This is a genomic window from Streptomyces narbonensis, from assembly GCF_014649015.1.
GTDB lineage: Bacteria > Actinomycetota > Actinomycetes > Streptomycetales > Streptomycetaceae > Streptomyces > Streptomyces narbonensis.
The window spans coordinates 300,164-313,065 of sequence record NZ_BMSF01000004.1 but is presented as its reverse complement, the minus strand read 5'-3'; the positions used below and the strand labels follow the sequence as shown (position 1 = coordinate 313,065).

The window sequence follows — 12,902 nt, the reverse complement described above, 5'->3', positions numbered from 1 at the left end:
GGCGTCCGGGTCCTGCTCGGTGGGCGGCTGTGTCACCTGCCTGCCTTTCCTTCGCTCTCCTCGGCCTGACCTGGGGAGATCTGTCCATCCTGGCCCGGAGGGACCAGCCCGGCATCAGCCGATCGGCTGACCCGGACGTCCTCCAGTGTGCGTGAGCAGGGCAGCCGGACCGTGGACCGAAAGGCCCCGGCTCCGGCCACAGGATGGATGACAGAGCGAAGGAACGAACGGAACGCCCTCCCCGGCACTCCACCCCGATCGCCTCCTCTCCTCACCTCTTTCTCCTCTCCACTGCTCCCTCTTTTCCCTCCCCTCCCCTCCCCTCTTCACCTCACCTCACGGAGTTCCTCATGAAGAAGATCCTCTTCGGTGCCACCGCTGCCGCCGTCATCGCCGCGGGTACCTTCGGCGCGGTCTCCGCGAACGCCTCCGCCCCGGCCGCCGCCCCCGCCGCCGTCGTCCGGGCCGACGCCGGCGACGACAACCTCCAGCAGTCGACGCACCTGACGATCGAGGCCGCCACGAAGGCCGCGCAGGCGACGCTGGACGCCGCCGAGAAGGAGAACCAGCGCGTCTCCGTCGCCGTCGTCGACCGCAACGGCAACACCATCGTGACCCTGCGCGGCGACGGCGCCGGCCCGCAGTCCTACGAGTCCGCCGAGAAGAAGGCGTACACCGCCGTCTCCTGGAACGCCACGACCTCCGTCCTCGCCGGCCGCCTCGCCCAGGCGCCGAACCTGAAGGACATCCCCGGCACCCTCTTCCTCGCGGGCGGCGCCCCGGTCACCGCCAAGGGCGCGCCCATCGCGGGCATCGGCGTCGCGGGCGCCCCGTCCGGCGACCTGGACGAGAAGTTCGCCCAGGCGGGCGTGGCCGCGCTCGCCAACTGAGCTCCTGCTCGGCAGTAGCCCCCAGCAGGCGGTGGCGCCCGGTTCCCCCGCCGGGCGCCACCGCCGTTGCCGCGCCCGGCCGCGCGCATCCGTCCTGCTTAGGATCGATACGTGTATGTGTACGAGTACGAGAACGGGTCGGGTACGTGACCCGGCGACGCACCCGGGCCGGGGCCGCCGCGGCCCTCCTCGCCCTCGCGCTCCTCGCGGGCGGCTGCTCGGACGCCGGCGGCGGGGTGCGGGGCGTCCCGGGGGCCGCCGGGCTGCGCGACCCGTACTTCCCGAAGCTCGGCAACGGCGGCTACGACGTGCGGCACTACGCCCTGTCCCTCGCCTACGACCCCGGCACCGGCCGCCTCGACGGCACCGCCGAGATCACCGCCCGAGCGACGCAGGACCTCAGCGCCTTCAACCTCGACCTGGCCGGCCTCACGGTGTCGGGGGCGACGGTCGACGGCGACCCCGCCGCGTACAACAGGGCGGGGGACGAGCTGACGCTCCGCCCGCGCGAGGACATCCGTGACGGCGCGGAGTTCAAGGCCACCGTCACCTATACGGGCGTGCCGGAGCCGATCACCGACGCGGACGGCTCCGAGGAGGGCTGGCTGCGCACCGACGACGGGGCGGTCGCGGTCGGCGAACCGGCGGGCTCCATGACCTGGTTCCCCGGCAACCACCACCCCGCCGACAAGGCCGTCTACGACATCACGCTCACCGTCCCGGCCGGGCTCGAAGCGCTCTCCAACGGCGTCAGGACGGAGCGGCGGACGGAGGGGGACGGCCGCGTCACCACGGTATGGCGCTCGTCGGAGCCGATGGCGAGCTACCTGGCGACGGTCGCGATCGGCCGATACGAGACGGCAATGGCGACGGCGACGGCGCCCCCCAAGGCCACGGCGCCGACGCCCGAGCCCACGTCCGACGCGTCCGCTTCCGAGTCGCAGCCCGCCTCCGAGTCCGCATCCGCGTCCGACGCATCCGCGTCCACGTCCGACGCATCCGCCTCCGCGTCCGACGCGTCCGCCTCCGCGTCCCAGCCCGCCTCCACGTCCGCCTCCGCGTCCGCCTCCGCGTCCGCGTCCGAGCCCGCCTCCGCCTCCGCGTCCGAGCCGTCCGCCTCCAAGTCGGCGACCGCCCCCCGCTCCCTCCCCGTCCTCACCGCCGCCGAGCCCTCCGTCGCGGCGGGCAGCGCGGCGCTGCGCGGCGAGATCCCCAAGATCCTCGCCCGGCAGGCCGAGCGCTTCGGCCCGTACCCCTTCTCGGCCGCCGGCGCGATCGTCACCGAGGACGGAACCCTCGGCTACGCCCTGGAGACCCAGACCCGGCCCGTCTTCCCGGCCGCCGCCTTCGACCGGACGACCCTCGTCCACGAACTGGCCCACCAGTGGTTCGGAAACTCGGTCACCCCCGCCACCTGGCGGGACCTGTGGCTGAACGAGGGCTTCGCCACGTACGCCGAGTGGCTGTACACCGAGGAGTACGGGGACGTGCCCGCGCGGACGCACTTCGAGCGGGCCTTCGCCCAGGACGCCAACTGGGCCTTCCCGCCGGCCGCCCCGCCCGCCGCCGAGAACCTCTTCGACCCGCCGGTCTACCAGCGCGGCGCGATGGTCCTCCACAAGCTGCGCGAGACGGTCGGTGACGCCGCCTTCGACGAGATCCTGCGCGGCTGGCCCGCGAAGTACCGCCACGCCAACGCCTCCACGGCCGACTTCACGGCCTACGCGGAGAGCGTCGCGGGCCGGGACCTCGACGGCCTGTGGAAGGTCTGGCTCTACGGCGAAGGCAAGCCGGACAAGCCCTGAGCGCCGGGGCTTCGGCGATCATGCGGCAAGGGTCGAGCCCCGGCCGGGAATCCTCCCGGACGGGGCTCGGCTGGTGTGCGACGGGTCAGAGGTTGACGCCGAAGTCGCGGGCGATGCCCTCCAGGCCCGAGGCGTAGCCCTGGCCGACCGCGCGGAACTTCCACTCGGCGCCGTTGCGGTAGAGCTCGCCGAAGACCATGGCGGTCTCGACGGCCGCGTCCTCGGAGAGGTCGTAGCGGGCGAGCTCGGCGCCGCCGGCCTGGTTGACGATGCGGATGTAGGCGTTCCGCACCTGGCCGAAGTTCTGCGAGCGGGAGACCGCGTCGTAGATCGAGACCGGGAAGACGATCTTGTCGACGCTCGCCGGGAGGCCCGCGAGGTTGACGTTGATCTGCTCGTCGTCGCCGCCGCCCTCGCCGGTGCGGTTGTCACCGGTGTGGACGATGGTCTGGTCCGGGGTCGACTTGTTGTTGAAGAAGACGAAGTGGGCGTCGGACGCGACCTTGCCGGCGGCGTCCACACCGATCGCGGACGCGTCGAGGTCGAAGTCGGTGCCGGTGGTGGTGCGGACGTCCCAGCCGAGGCCCACGGTGACGGCGGCGAGGCCCGGGGCCTCCTTGGTCAGGGAGACGTTGCCGCCCTTGGACAGGCTCACAGCCATGGAAAGTCCCTTTCATCGTGGTGTCTTCGCCTGGAGAAACGCGCACGGGCCCCCAGCGGTTCCCGACGGGTTCCCGGCGAAAACAGGATGACTCCAACAGCCCACTGCGGGGAACATGGAGGGCATGTCCGGTCCCTATCCCATCCGCGGCTCCGTCTCACTCCCCGAGGCCGAGCTCCAGTGGCGTTTCTCGCGGTCGTCGGGGCCGGGCGGGCAGCACGTGAACACCAGCGACTCGCAGGTGGAGCTCCGCTTCGACCTCGCGGCCACCAAGGCGCTCCCCGAGGTGTGGCAGGCGCGCGCCCTGGAGCGCCTCGCCTCCCGTCTGGTCGACGGCGTCGTGACCGTCCGCGCCTCGGAGCACCGCTCCCAGTGGCGCAACCGCGAGACGGCCGCGGTGCGGCTCGCCGCCCTCCTCGCCGAGGCGACGGCCCCGCCGCCGAAGCCCCGCAGACCGACGAAGATCCCGCGCGGCATCAACGAACGGCGGCTGCGCGAGAAGAAGCAGCGCTCGGAGACCAAGCGGACCCGGCAGTCCCGGGGCGACTGGGGCTGAGACGCCCCCGGCCCCCGCCCGCCTTCCGCTTCAGCTGAGGTGCCGGTACTTCCCCTGGAAGTACGTCAGCGGTCCGCTGCCGTCCGCCGAGGGCAGGCCGACCGTCAGGACCCGGCCGACGACCAGGGTGTGGTCCCCGGCCACGACACGGCTCTCCGTGCGGCACTCCAGGACCGAGAGCGCCCCGCCGAGCAGCGGCGCGCCGCTCTCCTCGCCGCGCGTGTACGGAAGGTCGGCGAAGAGGAGCCGGTCACTGACCCGGTTCTTCATCGCGAAGCGCCCGGCGACCTGCCGCTGGCCCTCGGAGAGGATCGACACGGCCCAGACCGGGACCTCGGCGAGCAGGTCGTCCATGCGCGAGCCGTTGCGGAGGCTGACCAGCACCAGGGGCGGATCGAGGGAGACCGACATGAAGGCGGTGGCGGTCATGCCGACGTCCTCGCCGCGCGGCCCCTCGTCGGGGTCGTGCGCCGTCACCAGGACCACGCCCGCCGCGAGGCGGGACATCGCCGCCCGGAACTCGTCGTTGCTCACCCCCTCAGCATGAGGGATGGCCAGATCGGAGACGGGGGGCGGGACGGGACTCTTCTGCAGCACACCCGCACGCTAGACCGGCCCCGCGCGGGCCCGCATCGGGCCGGGGGACCAGCCGGCCACCCCCGGGGGTCCTAGGACCCCTGGCCGACTCGCCGACCCGCCGACTCGCGGACCCGCCGACTCGCGGACCCGCCGACTCGCGGACCCGCCGACTCGCGGACCCGCCGACTCGCGGACCCGCCGACTCGCGGACCCGCCGACTCGCGGACCCGCCGACTCGCGGACCCGCCGACCCGCCGATCGCGTGGCCGGAAACCCACTAGGACCGGACCACCCCGAGAGGTTGTGCACGACCCGCCATGACCTGCTGTGACTTGAGTCACAGACGGCAGTATTTGCTGACCCTGTGTACCGGGTGCGCAGCTCGCTGTGATTCAGTGGCAAGGACAGTGCAACACGAAGCCGATGAGAACCCTGGAGTTGCTGTCGAGGTCTCGGGGAGAGCGAGCGATGGAGACCGAGTCGGAGCCGTACGTCCGTCTCTCGACCCTGCGGCAGCTGCATCAGGTCGTGGCGGACCTCAACACTGCACGCAGCCTGGCGGACACTCTGCAGACCGTCGCCGACGGTGTCGTCGCCGGTCTCAACTACGAGCTGGCCTGCGTCAACCTCGTACGCCCCGATGGTGACCTCGTCGTCGCCGCCTTCGCCGGAAGCACCGCCGCCGAGGCCCTGATCACCGGCCGAGTCGGCTCCCGCGCCTCCTGGGACCGCCGTCTCTCCATGGGCTCCACCTGGGGCGACCTCCGTTTCATCCCGCACACCGAGGGCTGGGTGCTGATGGACGACGACGTCCCGCAGTGGCACACCGACGGCCCCGCGCCCCGCTTCGAGGACGAGTGGCACCCCCACGACCGCCTCTACGCCCCCATGTACGCCTCCGGCTCCGGCCGTGAGCTCCTCGGCGTCATATCCGTTGACCGCCCGCGCAACGGCCGGCACCCCGGCCCCTGGGGCCAGGAGGCGCTCCAGATGTACGCCTCGCAGTCGGCCATCGCGATCAGCAACGCCCGCCTCCGCTCCAACATGCAGCGGGCCCTCGTCCGGCTGGAGCGCGAGCAGCAGGCCCTGCGCGCCAGCGAGGAGTCCTTCCGGCAGGCCTTCGAGTACGCCCCCTCCGGCATGGCCATCGCCGAGATGGGCGGCGACCAGCACGGCCGGCTCCTCCGCACCAACGACGCCCTGTGCCGGCTCCTCGGCCGGCCCGCCTCCGTCATGCGGCGCTACTCCTTCGCCGACCTCGTCCACCCCGAGGACATAGGCACCCTGCTCCGGACCTCCGCCGAGGGCGGCCGCGCCGAGCTGCGCCTGGGGCGGCGCGACGGCACCTACGTCTGGGTGTCCCTGCGCAACTCGGTCGTCGCCGACACCGCCGACGGCCCCCGCTTCCTCCTCACCCACGTCGAGGACATCGAGGAGCGCAAGCGCCACGAGCTCCAGCTCGCCCACCGCGCCTCGCACGACGCGCTCACCGGACTCCCCAACAGCGCCGAGCTGCGCTCCCGTCTCTCGGCCCGCCTCTGCGAGCGCCCCGCACAGGTGGGCACCGCCACCGCCACCGTGTACGCCGGGTACGAGAGCGGCGGGCACGACGGCGGCTACGACTCAGCCAGGGACGGAGGCTACGGCCCCGGTGCCGGCTACGAGTCCGGCTACGAACCGGGCCACGGCCCCGGCCACGACTCCGGCCACGACTCCGGGCACGACTCCGGCTACGAGTCGCCGTACGAGCACGAGCACGGCTTCGGTTTCGAGCCGGCGAACGGCGCCGGGCCCTACGACCACCACGTCCACATCGTCGCCCCGTCCAGCGGCGAGGTCGACGACGGTACGAAGGGGCTCGCCGTCCTCTTCTGCGACCTCGACGGCTTCAAGTCGATCAACGACCGCTTCGGGCACCACACCGGCGACGCCGTCCTCATCGAGGTCGCCCGCCGGCTCACCACCGGCGTCCGCGACGGGGACACCGTCGCCCGGCTCGGCGGTGACGAGTTCGTCGTCCTCGCCGACGGCCTCGGCGCGGCCGACGCCGCCGACCTGGCCGTGCGCCTGCGGAACGCGATCATTCCGCCGATCCGGGTGGACGGTCGGGCGGTCCGTGTCGGGGCGAGTTTCGGCATCGGCTGGGCCGAGTGCGGGATGACCGTCGAAGAGGTCCTGAACTCCGCCGACCAGCGGATGTACATCGAGAAGCGCTCCCGCGCCAAGGTCCACCGCCGGGCCGGCTGAGACCACCGCCACCCGTCCGTCTGTCAAGCCCCGCACCGTGCGCTGGTCCGTTCGGGGTAGGCTCGGCCGGTCGGCGACGGCTGGCGAGCATGGAGAGGATGGCCCGGATGGCTGCCGGTAACGACGGCGGGAACAAGCCCGAGGACGACGATCCGTTCGGCTACCTGTACGAGGACGGACAGGCAGCGGGCGCCCGGGCACCGCAGGGCGGTGGCTACGGCTACCCCGGCCCCGCCCCCGCTCAGCCCGGTGTGCCCCGGACCTCGTACAACCAGGTCAGGACGGTCGGCGAGCGCCAGTACGGCCAGCCGCAGCAGCAGCCCTACGTGCCGCCGCAGCAGCAGGCCCCGTACGGCCAGCCGCACGCGCAGTACGCCGCCCCCGAGACGTACGGCGGCCCGCCCACCCGGCAGGTCCCGCCGCAGCCCCCGCGCGGTCGCGGTCCCAACACCCGGGGCATCCTGATCGGCGCGATCGCGGTCGTCGCGGTCGTCGTCGTCGGCATCGCCGCCGCGGTGATCAGCAACTCGGGCGACAAGGACGACAAGGGCAACCAGGCCGGCGGCAGCGGCACGCCGTCGACCGCGCCCTCCCAGTCCTCCGAGGAACCCAGCACCGACCCGAGCACGGAGCCGACCCCGGCCGAACTCCCGAAGCAGGACGCGGCGACGCTGAAGCTGGGCGGCTCGGCCGGCACGGAGAAGACCGTCAAGGGCGCCGAGGGCGTCGACGGCACCTATGTCTCGGGCTTCAACCAGGTCGGCGCCTCGGTGACGTGGAAGGCGAACATGCCCACGGAGGGCGAGTACCGCCTGACCGTGCGCTACGCCATTCCGGCGGTCGACGCCAACGCCACCCTGACGGTCAACGGCAAGGCGAACTCCTCGCCGCTCGGCCTGAAGAACTTCGTCCACTCCACGGATCCGAACCTGGAGAAGAACTGGCAGACCACCTGGGCGCCGGTCACCCTCCAGAAGGGCGACAACGAGATCAAGATCTCGTGCGAGACGGGCAACCAGTGCAACGTGCTGCTCGACTGGCTGGAAGTCACGCCGGGCGGACCGAACTGACCCCTCAGGCGGTCTCCTCGATCACCTTCACGCGGGGCAGCAGCTCCTCGTAGGCCGACGGGTCGTACTCCCCGGCCACCGGGGAGAGGACCGTCGCCGCCGAGAGGGCGACCGCGCGGGTGAGGCGTTCGGGCCAGGGGGCTTCGTCCACCAGGCCCGAGAGCAGGCCGGCGACGGCCGAGTCGCCCGCGCCCGTCGGGTTGCCCTTGACGGCCGTGGGCGGGGCCGCGCGCCAGAGGCCTTCCGGGGTGGCGGCGAGCAGGCCCTCGGGGCCGAGGGACGAGACCACCGCGTGGGCGCCCCGGCGGCGCGCGTCGCGGGTGGCCCGGTGGGGTTCGCGGGAGCCGGTGAGCTGGGCGAGCTCGTCGGCGTTCGGCTTGACCAGGTCCGGGCGGGCGGCGATGCCCCGGCGGAGGGGTTCGCCGCTGGTGTCGAGGAGGACGGGGACTCCGGCCGTACGGGCGAGGCGGACGAGTTCCGCGTACGCGCCGACGTGGATGCCCGGTGGGAGGCTGCCGCAGAGGGCCACCGCCCGGGCCCCGTCGAGGAGTTCGGTGAAGCGGGTGCGGAAGCCGGCCCACTCGGCGGGAGTGATGGCGGGCCCGGGTTCGTTGAGCTGGGTGGTGTCGCCGGTCGCGGTGTCGACGACGGCGACCGTGCGGCGGGTGGGGCCCGCGGTCTCCACCAGCTCGTCGCGGACCGGGGTCGCGGCGAGGAGGTCCCGCAGCATGGCGCCGGTGGCGCCGCCCGCGAAGCCGGTGACGACGGTCTCGTGGCCGAGCGCGGCGAGCACACGGGCGACGTTGAGGCCCTTGCCGCCGGGGCGTTCGATGACCTGGGTGACGCGGTGGGTGGCGTGCGGGGTGAGGGCCGGGACCCGGTAGGTCAGGTCCAGCGCCGTGTTGAGGGTGACCGTGAGAATCACCTTTGCACCCCCGTACTCGGTGGGAAGTCCTGTGGAACGCGCGTTCCGACGGGCACCGATCATGCCAAAGGAACGGCGGTTGGCCCAGAGCTCCGGCCGACCGCCCTTCCGTTTGACGCCGTATGACCCCTGATCAGACCGCCGTGGCGGCCGTCGGGTCGACGATCCACTCGCCCTTGCGCATGACGCCCTTGAGGTTGAACTCGGCGTCGAGGACGACGATGTCGGCGTCCTTGCCGGGCTCCAGGGAGCCGACCCGGTCGTAGACGCCGAGGAGGCGGGCGGGGTTGGCGGAGATGGCCTGGACGACCGACTCGACGGGGAGGCCGTCGATGGTGGCGGCGCGCTGGAAGGCGCGGTCCAGAGTGAGGGTCGAGCCGGCGATGGAGCCGCCTTCGACGAGCCGGGCGACGCTGTCCTTCACCTCGACCTCCAGCGGGCCGAGCATGTAGCGGCCGTCGCCGAAGCCCGCCGCGTCCATGGCGTCGGTGATGAAGGCGACCCGCTCGGGGCCCGCGTGGTGGAAGGCGAGCTCCAGGGCGGCGGGGTGGAGGTGGGTGCCGTCGTTGATGAGCTCGACGGTGATCCGCTCGTCCTCCAGGAGCGCGGCGATCGGGCCGGGCGTGCGGTGGCCGAGGGCGGGCATCGCGTTGTAGAGGTGCGTGGCGACGGTGGCGCCCGCGTCGATCGCGGCGGCGGTCTGCTCGTACGTCGCGTCGGTGTGGCCGATCGCGGCGATCACGCCGTGCTCGGCGAGGAGGCGTACGGAGTCGATGCCGCCGGGCAGCTCGGTGGCGAGGGTGACCATCTTGGCCTGGCCGCGGCCGGCGTCGATCAGCTTGCGGACCTCGGCCGGGTCGGGGTCGCGGAGCAGCGTCTCGTCGTGGGCGCCTTTGCGGCAGGGGGAGATGAAGGGGCCCTCGAAGTGGAGGCCGGCGATCTCGCCCTGCTCGGCGAGCTCGGAGAGCAGGCCGGCCCGCTGGGTGAGGAAGTCCATCTCGCCGGTGACGAAGGAGGCGACGACGGTGGTGGTGCCGTGCAGGCGGTGGGTCCGGACGCCGGTGAGGACGTCGTCGACGGTGCCGGAGGTGAAGGACGCGCCGCCGCCGCCGTGGTTGTGCATGTCGACGAAGCCGGGGACGAGCCAGTGGCCGGTCAGGTCGATGGCCGGGGCGCCCTCGGGGGCACTGCCGGTGATGCGTCCGCCGTCGACGATCACGCGTCCGTTCTCGACGATTCCGGTGGGCAGCACGACGTGTGCGCCGGCGAGAACCTGGTGATCGGCCATCAGGCGGAAACCTCCGAGTCGGTGGGGTGCTGGTCGGCGAGCAGGTCCCAGGCGAGGAGGCCCGCGCCCAGGCATCCGGCGGTGTCCCCGAGGGCCGCCGGGACGATGGCGGGCAGCTTCTGGAACGTGACTCGCTCCTCCACCGCGGCCCGAAGTGGTGTGAACAAGGTTTCCCCGGCCTCGGCCAGTCCGCCACCGATGATCAGTGTGCGCGGGTCCAGCAGGGTGAGCGCGGTGACGAGGCCGTCGGCGAGGGCGTCGACGGCCTCCTGCCAGATCCGTACGGCGGTGGCGTCGCCGGACTCGACGGCCTTGGCGCAGTCGGCGGCGTCGGCCTTGGGGTCGCCGCTCGCCTCGGCCCAGGCCTGGGAGACGGCGGAGGCGGAGGCGTACCGCTCCAGGCAGCCGCGCTGGCCGCAGCCGCAGTCGGTGCCGCCGGGGCGGACGACGATGTGGCCGATCTCGCCGGCGTAGCCGTGGGCGCCGGCCTCGATGCGGTCGCCGATGCCGATGGCGCCGGCGATGCCGGTGCCGAGGGGGACGAACAGGAAGCGGTCGGCGCCGTGGCCCGCGCCGATCCGGCCTTCGGCGAGGCCGCCGGTGCGGACGTCGTGTCCGAGGGCGACGGGGATGCCGTCGAGCCGCTCGCTGAGGAGTTCGCGCATGGGAACGTCGCGCCAGCCGAGGTTGGCGGCGTAGACGGCGATGCCGTTCTCGGCGTCGACGATGCCGGGGACGGCGACTCCGGCGGCCGCGGCGGGCTCGCCGTACCGCTCCTGGCCGAGGGCTCGGAGGTCCTCCGCGAAGCCGAGGATGGTCTCGACCACCGCTTCGGGGCCGCGCTCGCGCCCGGTGGCGCGGCGGGCCTCGTGGAGCAGGGTGCCGTCCGCCCCGACGAGGGCGGCCTTCATGCCGGTGCCGCCCACATCCAGGGCGATGACGTGTCTCACGGGGGACAGTTTGGCGCGCGGGGACCCAAAAGGTCTAGTCCACTGTCGAGGATTGTTGCGTACGGATACAAATTCGGGACCCGTCATGGGTCCATGGTCCCGGCTGTGTTGCGGAAGTGATACCCAAGTGGTGTAGACCTCATGCCCGGCCGCGGGAGAGACTTGCGGGCCTGCGGAGAGCGAACATGCAGCTCACGGCAGTGCGAATAGCGTGCGAAAACCGCGCGAATGCAGAGCAAATCCCGCGCGAATCCCGCGCACAAGCAGCTCAACGACGAGCGAAGGGGTGGATGAGGCCGTGCAGCGGCGACGATTCCTGGGACTGACCGCGGCTGCCGCCGCCCTCGGACTGACCGCCACGGTCAGCGGATGCGGCGTCCTGGGGGGCGAGTCCGGCGACGTGACCCTCCGGCTGGTCGCCGCCGACTACGACCTGACCGGCGGGGACACGACCAAGAAGTACTGGGCCGACCTCGTCACCGCCTTCGAGGCGAAGCACCCCGGCGTGAAGGTCGAGGTGCAGATCGAGTCCTGGGACGACGTCGACCGCAAGGTCGCCGAGATGGTCAAGGCCGACGAGGCCCCCGACGTCGCACAGATCGGCGCCTACGCCGACTACGCGGCCGCCGGCGAGCTCTACGCCGCCGACGAGGTCCTCTCCATCCCCGTCCAGGCCAACTTCCTCCCGCCGCTCGCCGCCGCCGGAGAGACCAAGCGCACCCAGTACGGCCTGCCGTTCGTCGCCTCCACCCGGCCCCTCTTCTACAACAAGGCCCTCTTCGAGAAGGCCGGCGCCGAGGCCCCCACCACCTGGGACGAGCTGGCCGCCGCCGCCGAGAAGCTCAAGGACAAGGGCGTCACCACCCCCTTCGCGCTGCCGCTCGGCCCCGAGGAGGCCCAGGCCGAGGCCCTGATGTGGCTCCTCAGCGGTGGTGGCGGCTGGACCGACGCGTCCGACCACTACGCCGTCGACTCCGAGGCGAACGTCCGCACCTTCGACTGGCTGAAGAAGAACCTCGTCGGCAAGGGCCTCACCGGGCCCGTCGCCCCCGGGAAGCTCAACCGCAAGGCCGCCTTCGCCGCCTTCGCGAGCGGCGAGGTCGGCATGCTCAACGGCCACCCCTCGCTGGTCAAGGAGGCCGAGAAGAAGGGCGTCGAGGTGGGCCAGGTGCCGCTGCCCGGCGTCGACGGCAAGGCCAAGACCTCCATGGGCGTCGCCGACTGGATCATGGGCTTCAAGCAGAACGGTCACCGCAAGGAGATCGGCGAGTTCCTGAACTTCGTCTTCAGCGACGAGAACGTCCTGAAGTTCGCCGGGGACAACGACCTGCTGCCGGTCACCGTCAGCGCCTCCACGATCATGGAGACCGACCCCGAGCACGCCAACCTCCGCCAATTCCTCAAGGGCCTCCCGGACGCCCAGCTCCCGCCCGTCGGCAAGACCTCGTGGGCCACGGTCAGCGAGAACGTCAAGCAGAACATCGGCAAGGCCGTCACCCCCTCGGGCCGGCCCTCCGAGGTCCTGGGCACGATCGGTCGGGCGGCGACGACGGCGGAGAACGCCGAGTAATAGGTTGTTCGTATGACCGAAGAGCAGGGAGCAGCGGGCGGCGGCGACGGCGGGCTCGGTGAGCGCGAGCGGGCCGTCCTCGCCGTCGAGCGCCGCTCCTGGCCCGGCCCCGGCGCCAAGGAGCGGGCCGTGCGCGAGGGCCTCGGCCTCTCCCCGACCCGCTACTACCAGCTGCTCAACGCCCTCCTCGACGACCCGCGCGCCCTCGCCCACGACCCGGTGACGGTCAACCGGCTGCGGCGGGTGCGGGAGGAGAAGCGGCAGAGGCGGTAGAGGCGCGCAAGGGTCGGCACCCGAGGGCCTGGGGGCGCAGGGTCCGGAACCTGCGCAAGGGTCCGGTACCCGTGACCCCGGCCACGCT

The 12,902-nt window shown here is 72.6% G+C and carries 12 protein-coding genes; 7 read left to right on the top strand and 5 right to left on the bottom strand.

Features of this window, described 5'->3' with window-relative positions:
• Positions 1-350: 350 nt before the first annotated feature.
• Both IE124_RS09910 and IE124_RS09905 read left to right on the top strand, forming a co-directional pair.
• A complete protein-coding gene (locus tag IE124_RS09910) occupies positions 351-890 on the top strand; it encodes a GlcG/HbpS family heme-binding protein (protein WP_189506939.1) in 540 nt (179 codons plus the stop codon).
• Positions 891-1,036: 146 nt separating this feature from the next.
• Entirely contained in the window at positions 1,037-2,695 is a 1,659-nt protein-coding gene (locus IE124_RS09905; protein ID WP_189506937.1) for a M1 family metallopeptidase, read from the top strand.
• 85 nt (positions 2,696-2,780) lie between these two features.
• On the opposite strand, the gene IE124_RS09900 is transcribed toward IE124_RS09905, so the two are convergent.
• Positions 2,781-3,356: a TerD family protein gene (locus IE124_RS09900; RefSeq protein WP_189506935.1), complete on the bottom strand. Its 576-nt coding sequence runs from the start codon at positions 3,354-3,356 to the stop codon at positions 2,781-2,783.
• 115 nt (positions 3,357-3,471) lie between these two features.
• On the opposite strand from IE124_RS09900, the gene arfB reads away from it, so the two are divergent.
• Positions 3,472-3,912, top strand: a complete 441-nt coding sequence (arfB, locus tag IE124_RS09895) for an alternative ribosome rescue aminoacyl-tRNA hydrolase ArfB (RefSeq protein WP_189506933.1) — start codon at positions 3,472-3,474, stop codon at positions 3,910-3,912.
• Positions 3,913-3,942: 30 nt separating this feature from the next.
• Here the strand turns inward: arfB and IE124_RS09890 are convergent, their stop codons facing one another.
• The gene (locus IE124_RS09890) at positions 3,943-4,509 is read right to left on the bottom strand and encodes a flavin reductase family protein (RefSeq protein ID WP_189506931.1); all 567 of its coding nucleotides are present in this window, start codon (positions 4,507-4,509) and stop codon (positions 3,943-3,945) included.
• 450 nt (positions 4,510-4,959) lie between these two features.
• Here IE124_RS09890 and cdgB point away from each other — a divergent pair, with 450 nt between their 5' ends.
• Both cdgB and IE124_RS09880 read left to right on the top strand, forming a co-directional pair.
• Positions 4,960-6,738: a diguanylate cyclase CdgB gene (gene cdgB / locus IE124_RS09885; RefSeq protein ID WP_189506930.1), complete on the top strand. Its 1,779-nt coding sequence runs from the start codon at positions 4,960-4,962 to the stop codon at positions 6,736-6,738.
• A 107-nt stretch (positions 6,739-6,845) separates the two neighbouring features.
• The gene (locus tag IE124_RS09880; RefSeq protein ID WP_189506928.1) at positions 6,846-7,808 is read left to right on the top strand and encodes a CBM35 domain-containing protein; all 963 of its coding nucleotides are present in this window, start codon (positions 6,846-6,848) and stop codon (positions 7,806-7,808) included.
• Positions 7,809-7,812: 4 nt separating this feature from the next.
• Here the strand turns inward: IE124_RS09880 and IE124_RS09875 are convergent, their stop codons facing one another.
• The 3 genes from IE124_RS09875 to IE124_RS09865 form a co-directional block, all read right to left on the bottom strand.
• Positions 7,813-8,733, bottom strand: coding sequence for a 1-phosphofructokinase family hexose kinase (locus IE124_RS09875; protein ID WP_189506925.1), 921 nt, complete (start codon positions 8,731-8,733; stop codon positions 7,813-7,815).
• A 133-nt stretch (positions 8,734-8,866) separates the two neighbouring features.
• On the bottom strand, positions 8,867-10,021 hold the full coding sequence (gene nagA, locus IE124_RS09870) for an N-acetylglucosamine-6-phosphate deacetylase (protein WP_189506923.1): 1,155 nt from the start codon (positions 10,019-10,021) through the stop codon (positions 8,867-8,869).
• Positions 10,021-10,971, bottom strand: a complete 951-nt coding sequence (locus IE124_RS09865; RefSeq protein WP_189506921.1) for an ROK family protein — start codon at positions 10,969-10,971, stop codon at positions 10,021-10,023. Before IE124_RS09865 ends, nagA begins: the two co-directional genes overlap by 1 nt.
• 286 nt (positions 10,972-11,257) lie before the next feature.
• Here IE124_RS09865 and IE124_RS09860 point away from each other — a divergent pair, with 286 nt between their 5' ends.
• Positions 11,258-12,541: an extracellular solute-binding protein gene (locus IE124_RS09860; RefSeq protein WP_189506919.1), complete on the top strand. Its 1,284-nt coding sequence runs from the start codon at positions 11,258-11,260 to the stop codon at positions 12,539-12,541.
• A 12-nt stretch (positions 12,542-12,553) separates the two neighbouring features.
• Complete coding sequence (locus IE124_RS09855) at positions 12,554-12,814, top strand: DUF3263 domain-containing protein (protein ID WP_189506917.1); 261 nt, start codon at positions 12,554-12,556, stop codon at positions 12,812-12,814.
• Positions 12,815-12,902 lie beyond the last annotated feature (88 nt).

Bases quoted from the DNA above. Each gene is read 5' to 3' on its own strand.
- IE124_RS09855 (WP_189506917.1), top strand. From the start codon at position 12,554: ATGACCGAAGAGCAGGGAGCAGCGGGCGGCGGCGACGGCGGGCTCGGT.
- cdgB (WP_189506930.1), top strand. From the start codon at position 4,960: ATGGAGACCGAGTCGGAGCCGTACGTCCGTCTCTCGACCCTGCGGCAG.
- IE124_RS09880 (WP_189506928.1), top strand. From the start codon at position 6,846: ATGGCTGCCGGTAACGACGGCGGGAACAAGCCCGAGGACGACGATCCG.
- IE124_RS09910 (WP_189506939.1), top strand. From the start codon at position 351: ATGAAGAAGATCCTCTTCGGTGCCACCGCTGCCGCCGTCATCGCCGCG.
- IE124_RS09900 (WP_189506935.1), bottom strand. From the start codon at position 3,356: ATGGCTGTGAGCCTGTCCAAGGGCGGCAACGTCTCCCTGACCAAGGAG.
- arfB (WP_189506933.1), top strand. From the start codon at position 3,472: ATGGAGGGCATGTCCGGTCCCTATCCCATCCGCGGCTCCGTCTCACTC.
- nagA (WP_189506923.1), bottom strand. From the start codon at position 10,021: ATGGCCGATCACCAGGTTCTCGCCGGCGCACACGTCGTGCTGCCCACC.